The organism is Nonomuraea dietziae (assembly GCF_014195505.1).
GTDB lineage: Bacteria > Actinomycetota > Actinomycetes > Streptosporangiales > Streptosporangiaceae > Nonomuraea > Nonomuraea roseola.
In genome coordinates, this window is record NZ_JACIBV010000001.1 from 3,666,068 (window position 1) to 3,687,617 (window position 21,550).

Here is a 21,550-nt window from a genome sequence, read left to right on the forward strand (position 1 = left end):
CTATTCGGCGGCGGCGAGCTGGCCGCAGGCGCCGTCGATCTCGCGGCCACGGGTGTCGCGGACGGTCACCGGCACCCCGTGCAGCTCGAGCCGCCGCACGAACGCCCGCTCGTCCTCGGGCCTCGAAGCGGTCCACTTCGAGCCAGGCGTCGGGTTGAGCGGGATCAGGTTGACGTGCACCAGCTTGTTCTTCACCAGCTTGCCGAGCAGGTCGGCCCGCCACTCCTGGTCGTTGATGTCCTTGATCAGCGCGTACTCGATGGAGACCCTGCGCTTGGTCTTGGCCGCGTACGCCCACGCCGCGTCGAGCACCTCGCGCACCTTCCACCGGGTGTTGATCGGCACCAGGGTGTCGCGCAGCTCGTCGTCGGGCGCGTGCAGCGACAGGGCGAGCGTGACGGGCAGACCCTCGTCGGCGAGCTTGCCGATCGCCGGGACCAGCCCGACCGTGGAGACCGTGACGCCGCGCGCGGAGATGCCGAGCCCCTCGGGGGCGGGGTCGGTGAGGCGGCGGACCGCCCCGATCACCGCCTTGTAGTTGGCCAGCGGCTCGCCCATGCCCATGAAGACGACGTTGCTGACCCTGCCGGGCCCGCCGGGCACCTCACCGGCGGCCAGCGCCCTCGCCCCCGAGACCACCTGCTCGACGATCTCGGCCGTGGACATGTTGCGCGTCAGACCCGCCTGGCCCGTGGCGCAGAACGGGCAGTTCATGCCGCAGCCCGCCTGGGAGGACACGCACATCGTGACCCTGTCGGGGTAGCGCATCAGCACCGACTCCACCAGCGCGCCGTCGAACAGCCGCCACAGCGTCTTGCGCGTGGTGCCCGCGTCGGTGCTCATCTCCCTCACGGAGGTGAGCAGCGGGGGCAGCAACACCGACAGCTTCTCGCGGGCCGCGGCGGGCAGGTCGGTCATGGAGGCGACGTCGGTGGTCAGATGCGAGAAATAGTGGCGTGAGAGCTGGTCGGCGCGGAAGGGCTTCTCGCCGAGCTCGGCGATGGCGGCACGGCGTTCGGGCATCGTGAGGTCCGCCAGGTGCCTCGCGGGCTTGGCCCGCCGCGGTGCGGCGAACTGCAGCAACGGGCGCTCGGTCTTCTCGGCGGTCATGAGCCCTCTCTTTGATCTAAAGTCCAGATGTATGGCGATATACCGGTCGTCTGGCGAGGGGCAAACCGAGGTCGTCCTCACCGATGGGAACCCTTACGGGAGCCGCACTCTGGTGGTCGAACGCGACGAAGCGTCGTCGGTAGCTTACCTGTGCTCACCGGGCGGCGAGGTGCACGGAGCCGTCTGGCTGGCCAACCACCTGACCGCCCCCGAGGTGGTCGACCTGGCCAGGCTGAACGCCGGCGCGCCGCCGCTCATGCCCAGGCCCAACACCCGCCATCCCGAGGGACGGCACGCGCTGGGCCAGTTGACCACGCTGTGGTTCGAGGAGGGCGACGGCGTCGCCCTGTATGAGAACGACGAGCTGCTGGCGGTCATTCCTGGCTGGGCCGACATGAGCAGGGGCATGCCCGGCTACGCGCGCGACGCGATCGGCGAGACACCGTTCGCCTGGGCGCTGCCCGAGGCGCTCGAGGGGTTACAGCCCAGGCTCACCCACGCGAGGGCCTACTGGCAGTGGCGCAACAGCGAGGGCTCATGGGCCTCCTTCCAGCAGTTCGTGATGGGCCACCTCGACCGCACCGTCGGCCCCGCGGGCCGCTACTGGGACGCCAGCGGCGAACGGCTGCCGACGGTCGGCATCACCGAGCGCCCGCCGTACGGCAAGCGAGGCTTCACGATCCTGTCGACGGTCGGCATGAGCTGCCAGCGCATGCCCACGGTCGAGCAGTGGATCGACAGGCCACGCGCCTACGCCAGGATCGAGCTGGCGGTGGCCACCCACGGCGACCCGCGCGAGGCGGCGCTGCTGCTGGTGTGGCTGGCGCAGTACCCATGGCACTCGGTGACGTGGCTGGGGCACGGGCACACCGCCAAGTGGTACCACGAGCCCTCGACCTTTCCGCTGGGCGGGCAGTACGACGGGGTGATCATGCTCGCGGACGCCAACGACAAGCCCGACATGTCAGGGTTCGGGTTCGGCGGCGAGGCGGTTCGATGGCTCTGGCTGGAACCATGGAACGGCGAGGCGTGATCACCTAACATGCCGGACATGACCGACCTCCAGATCGACACCACCTCCCCCAGCGTGGCACGCATCTACGACTACTGGCTGGGCGGCAAGGACAACTTCGCGGTCGACAGGCAGGCCGCCGAGCAGCTGCTCAAGCTGGTCCCCGACGCCGTGGAGATGTGCCGCGACAACCGCGCCTTCCTGCGCAGGTCCGTCGAGCACCTGGCGGCCTCGGGCATCAGGCAGTTCCTCGACATCGGCAGCGGCCTGCCCACGCAGGAGAACGTCCACGAGGTGGCCATGCGCGTGGCCCCCGACTCGCGTGTCGTCTACGTCGACAACGACCCGATCGTGCTCGTCCACGGCAGGGCGCTGCTGGCCACCCACGAGAACACCACCGTCATCGAGGGCGACCTGCGCGAACCGGAGGCGATCGTGGCGGCCGCGGGCGCGCACCTCGACTTCGAGCAGCCGGTGGCTGTCCTGCTGCTGTCGATCGCGCACTTCGTCATCGACGACGAGGAGCTGGCCAGGATCATGGCGAGCCTGCGCGCGGCCGTGCGTCCCGGCGGCTACATCGTGATGTCGCACGCCTTCGCCGGCGAGCGCACGGGGGACGACACTGTCGAGGCGGTCCAGGAGGTCTACGCCAAGTCCGCGCCCGGCGGCCTCACCCCGCGCACCCGCGCCCAGATCAGCGCGCTGTTCGAGGGGATGGAGCTGCAGGAGCCGCACCTGGTGCCGGTCAACGCCTGGCGCACCGACCAGCGGCCCGACTTCTCCAAGCCGAGCACCATCGGCGTCGTCGCGAAGGCGGTCTAGCCGACCTCGCGGGAGCGGTGAAGCCGGTCGCGGGAGCCGGACCAGTCGTCGCGGAAGGCGGTGAAGCCGGTCGCGGGAGCCGGACCAGTCGTCGCGGAAGGCGGTGAAGCCGGTCGCGGGAGCCGGACCAGTCGTCGCGGAAGGCGGTCAGGCCGGTCGCGGGAGCCGGTCCGGAGCCAGGGCCGCCTAGAAGAACAGCGACAGCAGGAGCCACACCGGGATCAGCGTCGCCACGAGCGAGTCGAGCCTGTCCATCAGCCCGCCGTGGCCCGGCAGCAGCGTGCCCATGTCCTTGATGCCGAGATCACGCTTGATCATCGACTCGACCAGGTCGCCCAGCGTGGCCATGATCGCCGCCAGCACGCCGATCAGCGCGCCCTGCCAGATCTGACCGTCCATCAGCCAGACCACCAGCCAGGCCCCCACGGCCGTGCACGCGATCACCGAGCCCGCGAAGCCCTCCCAGGTCTTCTTCGGGCTGATGATCGACATCTTGTGCCTGCCGAACAGGACGCCCGCGAAGTAGCCGCCGATGTCGCTGCTGACCGTGACCGCGATGAAGATCAGCACCCGGAAGTGGCCGTCGGGCTCGGCAAGCAGCAGCGGCACGAACCCGGCCAGCAGCGGCGGATAGGCCAGCGCGAAGACCGAGGCCGTGGCGTCACGGACGTAGCCGTCCTGCCCGCCGTCGAACATCCGCCACAGCAGCAGCGCGAAGAGGAAGACGACGAACGTGCCCACCAGCCAGCTCGCACCGCCCCAGTAGGCGCCGCCCTGCATCACGGCCGTCGCCACCAGCACGGGGATCAACGGCACCCTGATGCCTCTGGTGGCCAGCGCCTGCACCACCTCGGCCGCTCCGACACCCACGGCGACCGCGACGACAGGGAGGAAGAGCTCCTTGATCGTCAGGAGGGAGATGATGACCAGCGCGCCCAGCCCCGCGCCCACCGCGATCGCGGCGGGCAGGTTCCTGCCGGCACGGCTGCCCGCCGTACGTTCTTCCACAGACTCTCCAACTCAGCGGTCAGACCGCCACGAGCCGTCTGATGCTTGATCTAATGGGAAACGTCTCAGACGTACTGCCGCTACGGTGGGGAGGCAGTCTGACGAACGTCTCCTGTTAGTAAGCCACGGCCCCCGCATCAAGCGAGGGCCGTGCGGAAGCGACCGACCGCTCAGACCTCGAGCAGCTCGGCTTCCTTCTGCTTGAGCAGCTCGTCGATCTTGGCGACGTGCTTCTGGGTGAGGTCGTCGAGCTCCTTCTCGGCGCGACGGACCTCGTCCTCTCCCGCCTCGCCGTCCTTGACCATCTTGTCGAGGGTCTCCTTGGCGGAGCGGCGGATGTTGCGGATGGAGACCTTGGCCTGCTCACCCTTGTTGCGCGCGACCTTGACGTACTCCTTGCGGCGCTCCTCCGAGAGCTCGGGGAAGTTGACGCGGATCACCGAGCCGTCGTTGCCGGGGTTGACGCCGAGGTCGGAGTCGCGGATCGCCTTCTCGATCGCCGCCATCGAGCCCTTGTCATAGGGCTGGATGAGGATCATGCGGGCCTCGGGAACATGGAACGAGGCCAGCTGCTGGATCGGGGTCGGCGAACCGTAGTACTCGGCGTTGATCTTGTTGAACATCGACGGGGTGACGCGACCCGTCCGGATGCTCGCGAAGTCCTCCTTCGCGACCGAGACGGCCTTGTCCATCTTTTCCTCGGCTTCGAGGAGAGTTTCGTCGATCACAGCGGCTCCCTGTCTATTGGTCGCTCACCTTACTCACGCGCTTCGTGGTCCCTCCTCCGTCGGGGCCACTCCGCTCGCTGGTCAGGCTCGCTCCCTATTTCCCTGCCGGACTCACCAGCGTGCCGATCTTCTCACCGCGGACCGCGCGCAGGATGTTGCCCTCACCCATCAGGTCGAAGACCACGATGGGCAGTTCGTTCTCCTTGCACAGGCTGATCGCGGTCTGGTCCATGACGGCGAGGTCGCGTACGAGAACCTCCGCGTAGTCGAGGTGGTCGAAACGGACCGCGTCGGGGTTCTTGCGCGGGTCGGAGTCGTAGACCCCGTCCACCTGAGTGCCCTTGAGCAGCGCCTCCGCGCCGACTTCGAGCGCGCGCTGGGCGGCGCAGGTGTCGGTGGAGAAGTAGGGGATGCCGAGGGCCCGCGCCGAAGATGACCACGCGCCCCTTCTCCAGGTGCCTGATGGCACGGCGCGGCAGGAACGGCTCGGCGACCTGCTGCATGGTGATGGCGGTCTGCACGCGGGTCTCGATGCCGCGCTTCTCAAGGAAGTCCTGGAGCGCCAGGCAGTTGATCACCGTGCCCAGCATGCCCATGTAGTCGCCTCTGCCACGGTCGAGACCGCCGGCGGACAGGGCGGCGCCGCGGAACATGTTCCCGCCGCCCACCACGACCGCCACCTGAACGCCCTCACGGACGGCTTCGGCGATGGAGTCGGCCACATGCCCGACCACGCCTGGATCGATGCCCATCGGCTCGCCGCCGGCGAAAGCCTCGCCTGACAGCTTGAGCATGACCCTCTTGTACGACGAAGCCGCCGGCGTGACGGGCTCCTTGTTCTCCTGCACGGCGGCGGCCTCCTCGGGTGGTGTTTCCAGTAAAGCTGTCATCGTGGTGGGAGGCGACTGACACCCCCCACCAACGAGACTAAGCCTGGCCGACCTTGAATCGGACGAAGGCGAGCACCTCGACGCCGTTCTCCTCGGCGTACTTGGCGATCGACTTCTTGTTGTCCTTGACGAAGGCCTGCTGCAGCAGGGTGAAGTCCTTGTACCAGCCGTTGACGCGACCCTCGACGATCTTGGCGATCGCGGCCTCGGGCTTGCCCTCGTCGCGCGTCATCTCCTCGAAGAGCGCGCGCTCCTTCTCGACGACGTCGGCGGGAACGGCCTCGGCGTTGAGGTACTTCGGCGCCATCGCCGCGGCGTGCTGCGCGATGTCCTTGGCGACGTCGGCGTTGGGCTTGTCGAGCTGCACCAGCACGCCGACCGCCGGCGGGAGCTGCGGGTCGGTCTTGTGCATGTAGGCGCCGATGTAGCCGCCCTCGAGGACCGCGAAGCGGCGGATCTCGATCTTCTCACCCAGCGCGGCGTTGGCCTCGTCGAGGTGCTCCTTGACGGACTTGCCGTCGAGGGAGGAGGCGAGCAGGGTGTCGACGTCGCCGGGCCTGGTGGCCAGGATGTGCTCGACGACCTGCGCGGCCAGCTCCTGGAAGCGCTCGCCCTTGGCGACGAAGTCGGTCTCGCAGTTGAGCTCGAGCAGCGCGGCGGCGGACTCGCCGTCCTGCTTGACGGCGACCAGGCCGTTGGAGGCGGTGCGCGCCTCACGCTTGCCGACGTCCTTGGCGCCCTTGAGGCGCAGGATCTCGACGGCGCGGTCGAAGTCGCCCTCGGACTCCTCCAGCGCCTTCTTGCAGTCCATCATGCCGGCGGCGGTCAGCTCGCGAAGCCGCTTGACATCGGCCATGTTCACGGAAGCCATGTGCATTTCCTCGTGGGATCGGTCGTGGATCGGGTGTGCACCCGAAAAGCCTCAGTGCCGGTGCGACCGGCGTGGGTACGGCTCGCACGCGTGGCGCGAGCCGTACCAGCGCATGCCCTTAGGCCTGCTCGGTCTCGCCCTCGGCCTTGGCCTCGGTCTCAGCCTCGACACCGGCCTCGGCCTCGGCCGGAGCGGCCTCGGTCTCGGCGGTGACCTCAGCGTCGTCCTCGGCGACGGCCTCAGCCGCGACCTCGGCCTCCTCGGCCTTCTGCTCGCCCGAGCCCTGCTCGATGAGCTCGCGCTCCCACTCGGCCAGCGGCTCGGCGGCGGCGGGCTTCTCGTCGCCGCGAGCGGCGCCGGAGCGGGCCATGAGACCGGCGGCGACACCGTCGGCGACGACGCGGGTCAGCAGACCGACGGCGCGGATGGCGTCGTCGTTACCCGGGATCGGGTAGTCGACCTCGTCGGGGTCGCAGTTGGTGTCGAGGATCGCGACGACCGGGATGCCGAGCTTCTTGGCCTCGGAGATCGCGATGTGCTCCTTCTTGGTGTCGACGATCCACACCGCGCTGGGCACGCGGCCCATGTCGCGGATGCCGCCGAGCGTGCGCTCGAGCTTCTCCTTCTCGCGGCGGCGCATGAGGAGCTCCTTCTTGGTGAGCCCCGAAGCGGCCACGTTGTCGAAGTCGAGCTCCTCGAGCTCCTTCAGACGCTGGAGCCTCTTGTGCACGGTGGAGAAGTTGGTGAGCATGCCACCCAGCCAGCGCTGGTTGACATACGGCATGCCGACGCGGCCTGCCTGCTCGGCGATGGCCTCCTGAGCCTGCTTCTTCGTGCCGATGAACAGGATGGTGCCGCCGTGGGCGACCGTCTCCTTGACGAAGTCGTAGGCGCGGTCGATGAACGACAGCGACTTCTGCAGGTCGATGATGTAGATGCCATTGCGCTCGGTGAAGATGAAGCGCTTCATCTTCGGGTTCCACCGGCGGGTCTGGTGGCCGAAGTGAACACCGCTCTCGAGGAGCTGTCGCATGGTGACGACGGGGGCCATGTGCTGGTCCTCCAGTTTCTCGGTTGTGCCGCGGCAGCCGTACGGCCTGCCGCCCTGATGCCCCGCACCCGTTCCTGCCGGCCTTGCGGCCGGACCGAGGGAACGGTTTGCGACGGGGCATGCGAAGTCGGCCTGTCACTGACAGGCCACCGAAAAGCATACCTCCAGAGGAGGCCCGGCCTGACCGTCATGCCTGGCACGGCCGTCTGACTGGCGGAGGGTTCCGCGCACGTCAGCCCGCGTCGTGGTCCTCGGTCGGCAGGGCCCGGCCTCGGCGGGTCGACGAGCGGGAACAGGGATGTGTGCGTCACGACCTCGCGGGCGCCTTCGGGCGGGTCGGTCCTGCGCAGGGTGAGGTAGGGCTCGATGAGCTGCTCCATCCGGTCACGCAGCTCGGCCGCCTCGGCGGCGGTCATCATCAGGTAGGCCCGTCGCCAGTTCGAGACGTCACGCCACTCCTGCGGCTCGGTGTCGAGCGCGGCCATCCCCCGCCTGATCTCGCGCTGGCTGTCGGCCAGGATCATGTCGACCAGCAGTTGCTTGGCCTCCTTGACCATGGGCTCGTCCTGGGGCTCCCTCTCGATGGAGACGCCCTCCTTCACCGCCTGCCAGACCCTCTCCCTTCCGTCGCCTCGCGGCGGCGCGTCCTCCACGAAGCCGTACTTCGCGAGCATCCGCAGGTGGTAGCTGGCGGCGCTGGGCGTGACCCCGACGACCTCGGCCAGCTCGGTGGCGGTCGCGGCGGGCTGCCGTCCCAAAAAGTTGATCATGGCGAGCCTGGCCGGGTGGGCCAGCGCCCGCATGGCTTTGGGATCGCTCAGCGGCTTGCGGCTGTCGTGGCTCACGACAGAAACCTACCTGAAGGGTTGCCTTCAGAGTTATGAAGGATTACTTTCACAACTATGAAGCAAATCCTTCAGGATTCCCTTCCCCTTCGCAGACAGCGCGACTACCGCCTCCTCTGGACCGCCAGGACGGTCTCCATCACCGGCTCGGAGGTCTCCAAGCTGGCCGTCCCGCTGACCGCCGTGACCCTGCTGGCCGCCTCACCCGCGCAGATGGGCGTCCTGACCGCGCTGGCCTTCGTGCCCGCGCTGCTGTTCGGCCTGCACGCGGGCGCCCTGGCCGACAGACTCGGCCGGCACCGCCCGCTGATGATCGCCTGCGAACTCGTCTCCGCCTTCGCGGCTCTGATGGTGCCCCTCGCCTGGTTCGCCGGGGTCCTGAGCGTCCCGCTGCTGGCCGCCGTCGCCCTCGTCATCGGTACGGCCGGCGTCGTCTTCAAGGCGGCCAACTTCCCCCACCTGGCCGCGGTCGTCCCCGCCGGACAGCGGACGGAGGCGATGGCCGGCTTCCACGCCTCCTACTCCGTCGCCTCGATCGCGGGGCCAGGCCTCGCGGGAGCGCTGGTGCAGATGCTCACCGCGCCGCTTGCCGTCCTGATGGAGGCGCTGTCGTTCCTGGCCTCGGCGCTGATGCTGCGCGCCATCCGCACCCACGACGACCACGAGCCGAGCCGGTCACGCGGCATGTGGCGCGACATCGTCGAAGGGCTGCGCGTCAGCCTCACCCAGCCCGTGCTGCGCGCCATCCTCGGCGCGGGCGTGACCCTGAACTTCTTCGCGATGGCCTACATCGCCATCGCCATCCTCTACATGCTGCAGGTCCTGCACCTCCCGCAGGGCGTGATCGGCGCGCTCACCGCGGTGTCCGGCGTAGGCGGGCTGATCGGCGCGTGGGCGACCACCAGGCTCGTCAAGCGGTACGGCGAGGACAGGGTGATGGTCTACGCGATCCTGCTCTTCCCCGTGGACATGCTCACGGTGGGCCTGGTGCGCGGGCCGCTCTGGGTCACGATCCCCATCATGGCCACGACAGGACTGCTCATCGGCGCCACGGTCATCGCCTTCGCCACCTGCATGAACGTCGTCGCCATGCGGGAGGCGCCGGCCGAGGTGATGGGCCGCGTCAACGCCACGATGACCTTCGCCATCCAGGGGGTACTGGCCCTCGGCGGTCTGTTCGGCGGGCTGCTGGCCGAGGTGGTGGGGCTGCGCGCGGTCGTCCTGGTCTGCGCGGCCGGCACGTCCCTCGCGATCTTCTGGATCTGGGGCTCTCCGCTGCGCCCCCGGCGCAGGCGCGGCGCGGCCGAAGGCGAGGACGCCGATCCGGTGCGAAGCAGGGCGCTGAGGGAACTCGCCTTCACCAAGATCCGCACCGTCTAGGCATGCTCTTCGTCCTCGCCGCCCGTCCTCCAGAGCGGCGCTATCCGACCCCGCTCGCGCGCTGCGCGTTGTCCCGCCACACGGGCAGGTCGGCGCCCTGGCGTGGCGGCGGGCTCGTCCACCCGGGCCTCCTGCCGCCGATCCGTCCGGGCGGCAGCACGTACGTCAGCCGTCCGAAGTCGCTGTCCATCTCACCCAGCGACCCCGTGGCCTCCAGCCGGTCGGCGGGTTCGGGTTCGCCTCTGCCCAGCTCGTCCAGCCACTGCGCGGTCCTCGCCAGGCTCAGCCGTACCCGCCAGGACCCGCCCTCCGCCCGCCGCCTCAGCAACGCCGCGATCGCCCCGAAGGCCGCCAGGTATCCCGTCGCATGGTCCAGCACCTGGGCGGGGAGCGGGCGCGGCGGATCTCCGCCCGCGATGCCCGTCGCCATCTGGACCAGGCTGTCGAACCCGCGCCCTCCCGTCGGACCGTAGGCGGTGATGTCCACGCTCACCAGCCCCTGCGTGCGCTCGGCCAGCTCGTCCACGATCCCCAGCGCGCCCGGTCTCACGGCCCTGACGACCACGTCGGCGGACCCGACCAGGTCCGCGAGCACCCGCCGTCCCTCGGACGAACGCAGGTCGAGATGGCACGACCGCTTCCCGAAGGCCGTGCTGATCACCAGCCCGGGAACCTCGGGCAGGTCGGGCGCCCCCACCTTGAGCACGTCCGCCCCGTAGGCGGCCATCGTCCTGGTGGCCACCGGCCCGGCGATCACCCTGGTGAGATCGAGCACCCGCACCCCGTCCAGAGCCCTCCCTCCCTCTCGCCCCGCCCGGCCTCCTCCGAGGGGCCACCCGTGAGGAGATCCGCCGCCTCCCGGCACACGGGTCACCTCGACGAGCGGCGTCCCGGCGACAGTGCGCGCCCGCGGGTCCTCACGCCACTCCTGCGGCGTCCGCAGCGCCGCGGCGCACCCGTTCCGCTCGGTCACCCTCCGCTCGACCTCCAGCGCCGTACGGCTCGCGCACGCCCGCCGTACCGCCTCGCGGTCCGAGCCCATCGACAACCCCAGCGCCCGCAGCGCCGCGTCACGGTGATGATCGAAGTTGCAGTGCAGCCGGACCCATCCGTCAGCGGTCCTGTAGTCGCCCGACAGCTCCGCCCACAACTCCCCCTGCTCACCATCGATCCTGAAGTACCGCTCATCCCGGAAGGCGACCAGAGCCTCCCTGACCGACACCTCGGCCTCCGTTCCCAGCACGGCCGCCGCCGCTGCCGTCGCAGCCCCCACCGAGACGGCCGCCGCCACCTCCACCCGGTACGCCGAAGGCAGCCGCGAACCGTCGTCCGTGACCCGCACCTCGGGCAGCGTCACCCCTGCCGACGTCCCCAGCTCCCGGATCAGCTTCGCGGTCACCCGCGGTTCAGCTCCTCCGCGAGCAGATCCATCAGCAGGCCGTCGTGGAAGGCGCCGGTTCTCGGGTCCCGCTCGTAGGCCCGCATCACGCCCACGCGCCTGAAGCCCACCTTCTCGTAGGCCCTGATGGCCGCCGTGTTGTGCGCGGCGGGGTCGATGGTGAGCCGGTGATGGCCTCTCACGTCGATCAGCCAGGTCGCCAGCGTCCGCACCGCCTCCGCGCCGTAGCCCTGACCGTGGTGTTCGGGATCCAGGAAGATGTCGATGCCGGCGCTGCGGTACTGCGGGTCGTCCTCCTCGTCGTACTGGATCGCGCCGATCACCCTGCCGTCGACGGTGACGGCCAGCATGCCGTCCAGGTCGTCGACCTCACCCCACCACCTGGCCACCTCGGGGGTGGCGAGGATCCGCCGCAGTGCGGGCTCGTCGTCAGGAACGGCCTCGCGCAGCACCAACCTGCGCCCTTCGATCTCCATGACCACCAGCATGGCACCGCCCCCGCAGCAGCCCAGCCGCTCAGCCGCCCAGCGCTCAGCTCTCACCGCATTCGCCCGCCGGCCCATCCCCAGCCTTACTCTCGGAGCCCCGTCCACCCACACCCCCGCTCATCCGTCTCCGCCCGTCCATCCGCAGCCCCGCCCATCCACCCCAGCTTGTCCATCCACAGCCCCACTCCCAGAGCCCGCAGCCCCCGCTCGTCTTTCCCCACGTTCATCCGCACCCCGCTCGTCCACCCCCTCTCGTCCGTCCGCAGCAGCGCACTCAGAGCCCAGTCCATCCGCAGTCGGCTCCCAGAGCCTCGTCCCCCACCGCCCCGCTCGTCCATCCACGCCCCCGCGCGTCCGTCCCGCCCGTCCATCCGCAGCACCGCTCGTCCACCCCCACTCGTCCGTCCGCAGCCTCGCACTCAGAGCCCAGTCCATCCGCAGCACCGCTCCCAGAGCCTCGTCCACCCACCGCCCCGCTCGTCCATCCACGCCCCCGCGCGTCCGTCCCGCCCGTCCACCCACCGCCCCGCTCGTCCACCCACCGCCCCGCTCGTCCACCCCCACTCGTCCGTCCGCAGCTCCGGTCTCAGAGCCCAGTCCGTCCGCAGCCCGCTGCCGGAGCCCAGTCCATCCACAGCCCCACTCCCAGAGCCCCGTCCATCCACAGAACCCCGTTCACCGGCCACGTCCACCCTGGCCCGCTGCCACCGTTGCCCCATGGCCTGTCCTCCCCCCAGCCACGCGGCTGCCGCGTCCAACAGCGCCCGTCTCCGAGGCACCAGCCCACCGCGCTCCCTCCCTCTCCGACACCGGGCGCTCCGCCGCTGCGCCGTGCTGCTGGCGATCACCGTGGCGGTGCTGTTCCTGACCCCCACACCTGCCGCCGCCGACCCGCCCGACTGGCGTTGGCCCCTGCCGGGACAGCCCAGAATTCTGCGCCCCTTCAACCCGCCGCCCGAACCATGGCGCTCAGGCCACCGCGGCGTGGACCTCGCCGCCTCCCCCTCCACCACAGTCCTGGCGCCCGGCCCAGGCACCGTCACCTACGCCGCCCCGCTGGCGGGCAGGGGTGTGGTCTCCGTGCTCCACCCAGGCGGCCTGCGCACCACCTACCTCCCCGTCCAGGCGTCGGTACGGCGCGGCCAGACGGTCTCCGCAGGCGACCGGCTGGGCGTCGTCGAGGCGGTCCCTGGCCACTGCGCGGAGTCCTGCCTTCACTGGGGACTGCTGCGCGGCCCCCGCTACCTGGACCCCCTGCTCCTGCTCGCCTGGGCGCCGATCCGCCTCCTCCCCCACTGGCACCTACCACCCACCCCGTCCACAGGGATCCTCCTGCCAAGCGATACGACCACCACCACCCCTCCCCAGAGACCTACCTCGCAGAGCGACTAGAACGACCACCCCCACGCCAAGCAGGACCTGATCCTCACCCCAAGCAGGACCTGCTCCTCACCCCAAGCAGGACCTGCTCCTCACCCAAGGCAGGATGCTGCTCCTCCACAGGGCAGGCCGTGCTCCTCACAGAGCGGTCCCAGGCGAGCAATCGCGTACGAGGACCGAAGGACGACTAGAGGCCACCCCTCCCCAGGGACACCCGCCCATGGCAGGGCGAACACGGAGCGCCCCTGCCGGCCGGAGGCCCCCAGCAGGGGACACAAAGCGACCGCCCCTCCCGCCCGGAGCCCCCGACAGGGCACCCAAAGCGACCACCGCTGCGGGGGAAGCTCCCTGCCCAAGAAACCCGAAGCGACCACCCCGGTCAGGGAGGCGGCCGGGCAGGAGAACCCATGAGCCACCCTGCCAAGGAAGGGTTTCCAGACAGGCAGACACGAAGCAACACCCCCGCCAGGGAGGCCCCTGGGCAGAGGGTCACAAGGCGACACCTCCTGCCAGGGAGGCCGCTGGGCAGGAGAACAGGAAGCGACCTCCCCTGCCGAGCAAGGGCTTCCAGACAGGGCGACACCAGGCGACCACCCCTGGGAAGGGTTGGGCAGGGGAGACGAAGCGCCACCGTTGCCGGGAGGCTTCATACAACGGAGAGCTTCCATCCGAAGGAACAGGGCGACTGGCCCTGTCGACGTTCGCTGCTTCTGAGCAGGAGAACGAGGCCGCCACTCTTACCGGGAGACTTCCGTGCAACGGGGAGCTCCCATGCAAGTGACACACGCACCGACCGTCCCTACCGGGCAAGGCTGCACCGAGCAGGAGAGACGAAGCCACCACTCCTACCGGGGAGACTTCCATGCAACGGGGAGCTTCCACGCAAGTGACACACGCACCGACCGTCCCTACCGGGCAAGGCTGCACCGAGCAGGAGAGACGAAGCCGCCACTCCTACCGAGAGGCTTCCATGCGATGGGAGCTCCCATGCAAGTGACACGCGCACCGACCGTCCCTGCCGGGGAAGGCTGCACTGAGCAGGAGAGACGAAGCCGCCGCTGACGGGGGAAGCCCCATACAGCGGGGCTTCCATACATGGGGCACACGAAGCGACCGCCCCTGCCGAGAGGGCTGCCGCTGAGCAGGGGAAACGAGAAGTCCACTCCGCCGTGGGCGGCTTCAGAACAAGGGACGAGGCGACCGCCTTTGCTGGGGCTCTGGCAGGGGAGACACGCGGCGACCACCGCTGCCCTGGGGCGGGACTCCTGCGCGAGGTGAGTGCGGACCTCCCCCGCGGTCCCGGGGCTGCCGCTCCCGGCGGCCAGCTCCTCCTCAGGAACGCCCATGGCAAGACGAGGACGGGCGGTATCCCTCCTTGGTGATCGCCTCGGGTCAAGCGCGGGGATGGGCCTGCCTGTAGGCGGCTCGCAGGCGCTCGATCGACACGTGCGTGTAGATCTGGGTGGTGTTCAGCGACGCGTGCCCCAGCATCTCCTGCACACTCCGCAGATCGGCCCCACCTTCCAGCAGGTGGGTCGCCGCGCTGTGGCGTAGTCCGTGAGGGCCCATGTCAGGCGCCCCGTCGACCTGCCTCAACCGGGCATGCACAATTCGCCGTACCGTCCCGGCGTCGATGCGTCCACCCCGCGCTCCGAGGAACAGCGCGGGCCCTGTCCCTTCCCGGATCCAGCGAGGACGTCCGTGCACGCACCACCGGTCCACCGCCCGCAAGGCCGGCAGACCGAACGGCACCGACCGCTCCTTGCGCCCCTTGCCCAGCACCCTGACGACGTGACGGTCCCTGTCCACGTCATCCACGTCCAGCGCGCACAGTTCGCCGACCCGCACCCCAGTCGCGTACAGCAGCTCCATGATCGCCTGATCGCGAAGCTCCTTGGGCTCGCTGCCCTGCGGCGCGTCGAGGACGGCCTGCGCCTGCTCTTGATCGAGTACGGCAGGCAGCGCCCGTGCCGCCTTCGCACTCCCCAGGAGCAGCCCTGGATCGTCGGCCAGCCAGCCACGGCGGTGCGCGAAGGCCGTGAAGGTCCTGACGCATGCCGTACGACGCGCCAGGGTCGCCCTGGACAATCCGGCCGCGTGCTGCTCGGCCAACCATCCTCTGAGCACCGCGATGTCGAGCCCGCCCAGCTCTCCCCCACGATGCGCCATCAGGGCGGCCAGGTCTGAAAGGTAGGCGCGCACAGTGTGCGGCGACAGATCACGTTCGAACCGGAGGTGCTTCTCGAACTCGGCCAGCACCTCATCGACATCCGGCATCCACAATCCCCTTCCGCGATCTCACCCGCCCGAGATGTCCCCTCTCAAGGGTCGCCTTCTCTGTCCACACGGATCCTCCTTCCCGTGATCCACCCCTCGCGATCCACCCCTCGCTAGCTGCCGCTCTCAAACCGCCCACCCTGACCCCCACCGCGGCCCACCCCCGTGATCTCCCCCAACGCACACCACCCCCGGAGCCGCCCTCTCACAAGACGCCCATCCTGGCCCCACCGCGGCCCGCCGCCCCGCGATCTTCCCCATCGCGGCCCACCCACGCGAGCCGGCCCCTCTTACGAACCGCCCACCCCTGACCCCAACGCGGCCCGACATCCCGCGATCTTCGCCGCCGCGGCCCACCCACGCGAGCCGCCCCCCTCACGAACCGCCCACCCCGACCCCACCGCCCACCGCGATCCACCATCCTGAGATCTTCCCCAACGCGAACCACCCCCCGAGGCGCCCCTCTTACGAACCGCCCACCCCTGACCCCAACGCGGCCCGACATCCCGCGATCTTCGCCGCCGCGGCCCACCCACGCGAGCCGCCCCCCTCACGAACCGCCCACCTCGACCCCACCGCGGCCCACCCCCGTGATCTCACCCCAACGCAAACCGCTCCCGGACCCGCCCTCTCACACGACGCCCACCCTGGCCCCACCGCGGCCCGCCGTCCCGCAATCTTCCCCATCGAGGCCGACCCACGTGAGCCGCCACTCTCACGAACCGCCCACCCCCTCATCCCACCGCGGCCCACCATCCCGCGATCTTCCAGACCGCGGCCCACCCACGCGAGCCGCCCCTTTCACAAGCCGCCCTTCCTGGCCCACACCGCGATCCACGACCGTGATCTCCTCTTTTCGAGCAATCACCACGTTCACGACTTGCGGCCGTCGGCGCTGTCACTGGTGGCCACGCATGCCGACGCATGCCGTATTCGGGGAGCCCTTGCGGCATGGTGGCGACCTGGCCTGCGAACATCCAGCCGCACGAGGGAATCGGCGGTCCGCCACGCACGTGCAGGGTGACTCGGTCGCCTCTGAACCCTAGGGCGGTGATCGGTCAGTTCGGGTGGCCTCTTCGGAGGCGCCAGCCCTTGGGGACGCGTTCGATGTAGCCTGCGGCGGCGAGTCCGCCCAAACAGCTCAAGGCTGTCTTCAGGTCCACCCCTGCCGCCACCGCGATCGAGGCGGGTCCTGCGCCACCGCGGCTCGGAACGGCGTCCAGTACGCTCCGGGTCTCGTCGTTCAGGGTGTCGCGGGGTACCACTGGGCCCCTTGGCGTGGGAGCCAGGTCGTCGCCGATCATCCCGACGAGTTCGATCATCTCCGCAGGGGACGTCACGCAGACCGCGTTCCTTTCACGCAGCAGTTTGTGGCAGCCGAGGGACATCTCCGAGGTGATCGGGCCAGGCACCGCAGCGAGGTGGCGTCCGAGGTTGGCGGCGTGGGTCGCGGTGTTGAGAGCGCCGCTGCGAACCGCCGCCTCCACCACGAGGGTGCCCCTGGACAGCGCCGCGATGAGCCGGTTCCTGATGAGGAATCGCGCACGCGTCGGGTGAACGCCCGGCGGGCACTCGCTGACCACAGCGCCCTGACGCCTGATCGCGGCGAACAGGTCGTGGTGCGCGCTCGGGTAGCAGACATCGGTACCGCATGCGAGCACGGCGATGGTCGGGGCAGGGCCGGCGAGAGCTCCCCGGTGGGCAGCTCCGTCGATGCCGTACGCGCCTCCCGAGACGATGGTCCAATTGGCTTCGCTGAGTCCGATGCCGAACTCGGCCGCGACGTGCACGCCGTACGCGGTGGCGGAGCGGGCGCCCACCATCGCCACCGAGCGCAGACAGGAGTAGCGGAGGTCGGCGCTGCCGTGCACCCACAGCCCGAGTGGACGGCTGTGGCCGAGCGCGTCCAGCTGGGTGGGCCACTCGGCGGCTCCCGGGATGACCAGCCTGGCTCCAGCCTCGTGACCGGCCTCGAGGTCGGTGGCGGGGGCTGCGGCCTGGAGCCGTGCCTGCCAGGCACGCAACCGGCGATCCAGTGCGGCGGCGTGCTCCGGGTCGCCCCTGCGTGCGATCTCCTTTTCGACGAAGTCCTCCGGGAGGATGCCACGGAAGATCATCTCGACGGTCGCCGCGGAGCCGTACAGCCGGACGAGACGTCCCATGATGACGTCACCGACGTCGGCGGCTCGCATGAGGGCGGCGCGCGCCAGGAGCTCCCGATCGTCGCCGTGCGAAGGTGGATGCATGCCAGGGTCCTGGGGGATGCGGGCGGAAGTGTCCCTGAGGTCGGGCGCCTGGCTCGTCGAGTCGACCGACGGCTCGAGAGCTCGACCTGGAGACTGGGCCACCGGGCCGGGCGCCTGACTCACCAACCGGGTCAGCAACTCGGGCGCCTCGTCAGGTGATGGGCACAGCGGATCGACCGCTCGGCTTGATGAGTGGGTTGGCGGATCGACCGCTCGCCTCAGTGACTGTTCCAGCGGGTCCGGCCCGAGCGGGTCCGGCCCGAGCGCATCCGGCCCGAGTGGCGCAGGTGCGGCCGGCCCTGCTGCGGGTGGTTGGGGTGAGGGGTGTTCTGTGATGACGGTGTCCTGTGCCGGGTGGGTTGGATGGTGACGTTGCAGGGCTGGTTCCTGGGTGCCGTCGGGGGTCGGACCAGGACAGGCGGTCATGTCTTCACGCTCCCGTCGTTCTCGCGAGGACGTCCGATTAATGTCCTCTCTTTTCAGTGGGGACTGGCTGTGTCCTCGCCGAGGTCTCGGCCAGGCCCTCCGGATCTCGTTTCGCGTGCCGTACGGCTGGGGCGGTCGAGGGCGGCCAGCACGACGGCTCCTGGCATCGGCAACCCGGGCGCCGGCATCTCGGGTGGCGTCCGGAGGCTTACGAGGTCGCACGGCTGTGGGCTGTTGGGTGGTTGCCGTCGGGGTGGAGGGAGTGCCTGCGGGATTCTGGGCGATGGGGGCGAGGTGGCGGCCGGGGCGAATCCCATCAAGAGGGCTGGGGCGATCGGGCGACACGCTGTCAGAGAGCTGAGGTACTGGACGAAACCGAGTGGGACTTCGGGGATCAGACACCGCCTTCCGTGGGGCTGAGGTCAGACGACGCCCGGCTGAAGTCCGGGGTTTGAGCGACGCCCTGAACGGCGGGGGTTGGGCGGCACCCTGCTGAACGCCGGGCTTGGGCGGCACCCTGCTGAACGCCGGGCTTGGGCGGCACCCTGCTGAACGCCGGGGTTGGGCGGCACCTTGCTGTAGGGCGAAGGTGGGCGGTGCCTTGCTGTAGGGCTAGGCAGGCGATGCCTTGCGAGGGCCGCAGGTTGGCGGTGCCTTGCTGTGGGGCGCGGGCTCAGGCGACGCCTAGCCAAAGGGCCAGGGCGGTGGAGGTTTCTGAGACGTCGGGGCGGTCTTTGCCTTCAAGGTCGGCGATGGTCCAGGCGAGGCGTACCACGCGGTCGAGGCCGCGAGCGCTGAGGCTGCCAGCGTCGAGGCAGGCGGTCATCGGTTTCATCGCCGCCTCCGATGGGCGATAGTCGGCGTGCAAGACTGCGGCGGGGATTTCGGCGTTCGTCCTCCACGGCGTCCCGGCCAGCCGTTTGGCCGAACGCTCGCGGGCCATCTGCACGCGTTCGGCCACCACCTTGCTGGTCTCGACGAACTGGCGGTCGGCCATGAGTTCGCGCCTGCTCGACCGGGCGATGGTCACCTTCATGTCGATGCGGTCGAGCAGAGGACCCGAGAGCCTGCCCAGGTAGCGGCGCCTGGCGGCGGGTGAGCACTGGCAGCGCTCGCCCGCGCCCGCGGGCTGCGCACAGGGACAGGGGTTCGCGGCGAGGACGAGCATGAACTTCGCGGGGAAGGTGATCGTGCCGACCGCGCGCGACACGGTCACCCTGCCTGCCTCCAGCGGCTGGCGGAGCGAATCGAGCACGTGCCGGGGGAACTCGGGAGCCTCGTCCAGGAACAGCGCGCCGTGATGGGCCAGGGACACTGCACCGGGGCGCACGACGTTGCTACCGCCGCCGACGATCGAGGCGACGCTCGCCGTGTGGTGCGGGCTCACGAACGGCGGCCGGCTCATCATCGGGCTGTTGGACGGCAGGACCCCTGCGATGGAGTGGATCGCCGTCACCTCGAGCGCCTGGTCGACGTCGAGGTCGGGGAGGAGGGTCGGCAGACGCTCGGCCAGGAGCGTCTTGCCGGTGCCTGGCGGACCGAGCATCCAGAGGTTGTGGCCGCCCGCCGCGGAGACCTCGAGCGCGCGCCGTCCGAGCGGCTGGCCGACCACGTCGGACAGGTCGACGGGCGGACGATCCGTCTCGAAGGTGAGCCCTGGGGCCGTCTGGGCCCCGGAGCCGACCACGGTGAGCCTCCGACCCGGCGGGGCGTCCTGGGACGCACGTCCGGGGTCTTGAGGAGGGCCTTCGCCGTCTGGGTGCGATTCGTTGCCGGGGAGTTCGTCGGGCACGAGTCGCAGGCGAGGGGGCGCGTCGCCTCGGCGCAGCCATTCCACGAGCTGGCGCAGGTCGTCGATGGGCACCACGGTGACGTCCGGCACCAGCGCGGCCTCGGCGGCGTTGGCGGCGGGGACGACCACCGTCGAGCCTCCGCTCTCCACCGCGCCGAGTACCGAGGGCAGCACCCCTCGTACGGCTCTGAGCCGCCCGTCGAGCCCGAGCTCGCCCAGGAAGAACGGCTCGGCGATCCGGTCGGCGGGTACAGCCCCGGCCGCACCCATGATCGCGATGGCGATGGCGAGATCGAACTGACTGCCGCGTTTGGGCAGGCTGGCAGGGAAGAGGCTCACGGTGATGCGGGCATCTGGCCACGGGTAGTGGCTGTTGACCATCGCGGAGCGCACCCTGTCGCGCGCCTCGCTCAGCGCGGTGTCGGGCAGGCCGATCAGGTGGATGCCTGCCAGGGCCGCTGCCGACGTCGGCCTCGACCTCGACGCTGCGTCCTGTGACGCCGATGAGGGTGACGCTGCGGGTGCGGGCCACCGCCATCTAGATCGCCCCCCTGACGTGGCGCAGGGCGAAGTCGCCGCCGATCTGTTCGAGGGCGATCACGTCGACGCGGACGGAGTCGAAGCTTCGGGGCTGGGCGGCGAGCCATTTGGCGGCGAGCATGCGCAGGCGGGCCAGCTTGGCGGGGCGGACGGCCTCCAGGGCGGTGCCGTGGGTGCGGCCTGATCGGGTCTTGACCTCGACGACGATCAGCTTCTGGTCGTGCTCGGCGACCACGTCGATCTCGCCTTGGCGGCAGCGCCAGTTCCTGTCGAGGATCTGCATGCCTTCGGCACGCAGGTAGTCGACGGCGAGTTGCTCGCCCTGTTTGCCCAGCTCGTCTTTCGATGCCATGGGACCACCTCCGGGGCGCGAGTTTTCCGGAGAGCGCGGTGGAGCGATGGGGTCGAGCGGGGTTCTGTGGATAGAGGGCAGTGGAGGTCAATGAGCTGTGGATAACCGACACCCGTGACGGGGTCGACCGGCAGGGCAGGACCGGCAGGGCAGGACCGGCAGGGCAGGACGGAGAGAGGGACAGACTCTAGAGGCGCAGGGGCTGAGCCCAGGGTTGAGAGCCACACGCGGCCCACGGAGCAGGCCGAAGGGAGGGGCGAGCCACCGCGCTTGTAGAGCTGCAGATCAGGTGGAGCCGCAGAGCGTGCACCGCAAGAGGAGTAGACCAACAGCGGGCGGGGGTAAGCCGTGCAGGGTGAATCGGAGCCGCAGGACGACGAACCCGTAGAGCGAGACAGGCCACAGCGCGAGTGGACCCACATCTCGGGCGGCCACGCAAGGCAGGTGAAGCCGCATCTCAGGCAAGACCGAGAAGCAGGCGGAACTCCGGACGGCACCGCAAGGCGAGGCGAGCAGACCAACAGCACACGTGAGCCCCGCAAGGCGAGTCGGAGCCGCAGCTCGACGAACCCGTGCAGCAGGACAGGCCACACCGCGAGTGGACCCACATCTAGAACGGCCGCGCAGGACAGGAGCCGCAGAGCGCAGAGGGCGTCGCCGGGTGGTGGATGGGAGCCGCCAGAAGGCGCACCCGTAGAGCGGGGTGGAGCCACCAAATCGCGAGAGCGCGCCATACAGACCGGATGGGCGCCGCAGGGCACATGGAGCCGCAGTCGCGAGAGCGCGCCATGCAGACCGGATGGGCGCCGCAGGGCGAGGGGAGCCGCAGGGACGAGAGCGCACAACCCAACCGGGGCGCGAGGCGAGTGGAGTCGCGGGGTGGGAAGAGCGGGTCTCCGTGTGAATGGTGGATGCCTGGGGCGCGACAGGACC

15 protein-coding genes and 2 pseudogenes are annotated in these 21,550 nt (G+C 70.0%); 4 read left to right on the plus strand and 13 right to left on the minus strand.

Annotated features, from left to right (window positions below; translation table 11 throughout):
- The gene (gene rlmN, locus FHR33_RS17450) at positions 1-1,110 is read right to left on the minus strand and encodes a dual-specificity RNA methyltransferase RlmN (RefSeq protein ID WP_183648663.1); all 1,110 of its coding nucleotides are present in this window, start codon (positions 1,108-1,110) and stop codon (positions 1-3) included.
- 112 nt (positions 1,111-1,222) lie between these two features.
- Between rlmN and FHR33_RS17455 the strand changes: the two genes are divergently transcribed.
- Together FHR33_RS17455 and FHR33_RS17460 are read left to right on the plus strand one after the other, a co-directional pair.
- Positions 1,223-2,143, plus strand: a complete 921-nt coding sequence (locus tag FHR33_RS17455; RefSeq protein ID WP_312895582.1) for a suppressor of fused domain protein — start codon at positions 1,223-1,225, stop codon at positions 2,141-2,143.
- Positions 2,144-2,161: 18 nt separating this feature from the next.
- Complete coding sequence (locus tag FHR33_RS17460; RefSeq protein WP_246451986.1) at positions 2,162-2,944, plus strand: SAM-dependent methyltransferase; 783 nt, start codon at positions 2,162-2,164, stop codon at positions 2,942-2,944.
- 186 nt (positions 2,945-3,130) lie between these two features.
- On the opposite strand, the gene FHR33_RS17465 is transcribed toward FHR33_RS17460, so the two are convergent.
- The 6 genes and pseudogenes from FHR33_RS17465 to FHR33_RS17490 all read right to left on the minus strand — a co-directional run bounded on the left by FHR33_RS17465 (position 3,131) and on the right by FHR33_RS17490 (position 8,337).
- On the minus strand, positions 3,131-3,952 hold the full coding sequence (locus FHR33_RS17465; RefSeq protein ID WP_312895583.1) for a phosphatidate cytidylyltransferase: 822 nt from the start codon (positions 3,950-3,952) through the stop codon (positions 3,131-3,133).
- A 170-nt stretch (positions 3,953-4,122) separates the two neighbouring features.
- Entirely contained in the window at positions 4,123-4,680 is a 558-nt protein-coding gene (frr, locus tag FHR33_RS17470; RefSeq protein WP_183648670.1) for a ribosome recycling factor, read from the minus strand.
- Between the two features lie 94 nt (positions 4,681-4,774).
- Positions 4,775-5,474: pseudogene (gene pyrH / locus FHR33_RS17475) on the minus strand (UMP kinase).
- Positions 5,475-5,607: 133 nt separating this feature from the next.
- A complete protein-coding gene (tsf, locus tag FHR33_RS17480) occupies positions 5,608-6,441 on the minus strand; it encodes a translation elongation factor Ts (protein WP_183648673.1) in 834 nt (277 codons plus the stop codon).
- A 118-nt stretch (positions 6,442-6,559) separates the two neighbouring features.
- On the minus strand, positions 6,560-7,492 hold the full coding sequence (gene rpsB / locus FHR33_RS17485; protein ID WP_183648676.1) for a 30S ribosomal protein S2: 933 nt from the start codon (positions 7,490-7,492) through the stop codon (positions 6,560-6,562).
- Positions 7,408-8,337 (minus strand): ArsR/SmtB family transcription factor, encoded by a 930-nt coding sequence (locus FHR33_RS17490; protein WP_183648679.1) that lies wholly within the window; start codon positions 8,335-8,337, stop codon positions 7,408-7,410. Before FHR33_RS17490 ends, rpsB begins: the two co-directional genes overlap by 85 nt.
- 57 nt (positions 8,338-8,394) lie before the next feature.
- Here FHR33_RS17490 and FHR33_RS17495 point away from each other — a divergent pair, with 57 nt between their 5' ends.
- Complete coding sequence (locus tag FHR33_RS17495; RefSeq protein WP_183648684.1) at positions 8,395-9,717, plus strand: MFS transporter; 1,323 nt, start codon at positions 8,395-8,397, stop codon at positions 9,715-9,717.
- Positions 9,718-9,757: 40 nt separating this feature from the next.
- Here the strand turns inward: FHR33_RS17495 and FHR33_RS17500 are convergent, their stop codons facing one another.
- Entirely contained in the window at positions 9,758-11,116 is a 1,359-nt protein-coding gene (locus FHR33_RS17500) for a CoA transferase (protein WP_183648687.1), read from the minus strand.
- The gene (locus FHR33_RS17505) at positions 11,113-11,592 is read right to left on the minus strand and encodes a GNAT family N-acetyltransferase (RefSeq protein ID WP_183648690.1); all 480 of its coding nucleotides are present in this window, start codon (positions 11,590-11,592) and stop codon (positions 11,113-11,115) included. The genes FHR33_RS17500 and FHR33_RS17505 overlap by 4 nt, the downstream gene beginning before the upstream one ends.
- A gap of 843 nt (positions 11,593-12,435) precedes the next feature.
- Between FHR33_RS17505 and FHR33_RS17510 the strand changes: the two genes are divergently transcribed.
- Entirely contained in the window at positions 12,436-12,996 is a 561-nt protein-coding gene (locus tag FHR33_RS17510) for a M23 family metallopeptidase (RefSeq protein WP_312895585.1), read from the plus strand.
- Positions 12,997-14,376: 1,380 nt separating this feature from the next.
- Here the strand turns inward: FHR33_RS17510 and FHR33_RS17515 are convergent.
- The 4 genes and pseudogenes from FHR33_RS17515 to FHR33_RS17530 form a co-directional block, all read right to left on the minus strand.
- Positions 14,377-15,261 (minus strand): tyrosine recombinase XerC, encoded by an 885-nt coding sequence (locus FHR33_RS17515; protein ID WP_183648696.1) that lies wholly within the window; start codon positions 15,259-15,261, stop codon positions 14,377-14,379.
- Positions 15,262-16,319: 1,058 nt separating this feature from the next.
- On the minus strand, positions 16,320-17,507 hold the full coding sequence (gene dprA, locus FHR33_RS17520; protein ID WP_183648699.1) for a DNA-processing protein DprA: 1,188 nt from the start codon (positions 17,505-17,507) through the stop codon (positions 16,320-16,322).
- Between the two features lie 1,099 nt (positions 17,508-18,606).
- Positions 18,607-20,263, minus strand: a pseudogene (locus tag FHR33_RS17525) (YifB family Mg chelatase-like AAA ATPase).
- The gene (locus FHR33_RS17530) at positions 20,264-20,617 is read right to left on the minus strand and encodes a YraN family protein (RefSeq protein WP_183648702.1); all 354 of its coding nucleotides are present in this window, start codon (positions 20,615-20,617) and stop codon (positions 20,264-20,266) included.
- Between the last annotated feature and the right edge of the window lie 933 nt (positions 20,618-21,550).

Coding starts and splice junctions, on each gene's coding strand:
- rlmN (WP_183648663.1), bottom strand. CDS start 1,110: ATGACCGCCGAGAAGACCGAGCGCCCGTTGCTGCAGTTCGCCGCACCG.
- FHR33_RS17460 (WP_246451986.1), top strand. CDS start 2,162: ATGACCGACCTCCAGATCGACACCACCTCCCCCAGCGTGGCACGCATC.
- tsf (WP_183648673.1), bottom strand. CDS start 6,441: ATGGCTTCCGTGAACATGGCCGATGTCAAGCGGCTTCGCGAGCTGACC.
- rpsB (WP_183648676.1), bottom strand. CDS start 7,492: ATGGCCCCCGTCGTCACCATGCGACAGCTCCTCGAGAGCGGTGTTCAC.
- FHR33_RS17495 (WP_183648684.1), top strand. CDS start 8,395: ATGAAGCAAATCCTTCAGGATTCCCTTCCCCTTCGCAGACAGCGCGAC.
- FHR33_RS17505 (WP_183648690.1), bottom strand. CDS start 11,592: ATGGAGATCGAAGGGCGCAGGTTGGTGCTGCGCGAGGCCGTTCCTGAC.
- FHR33_RS17515 (WP_183648696.1), bottom strand. CDS start 15,261: ATGCCGGATGTCGATGAGGTGCTGGCCGAGTTCGAGAAGCACCTCCGG.
- dprA (WP_183648699.1), bottom strand. CDS start 17,507: ATGCATCCACCTTCGCACGGCGACGATCGGGAGCTCCTGGCGCGCGCC.
- FHR33_RS17530 (WP_183648702.1), bottom strand. CDS start 20,617: ATGGCATCGAAAGACGAGCTGGGCAAACAGGGCGAGCAACTCGCCGTC.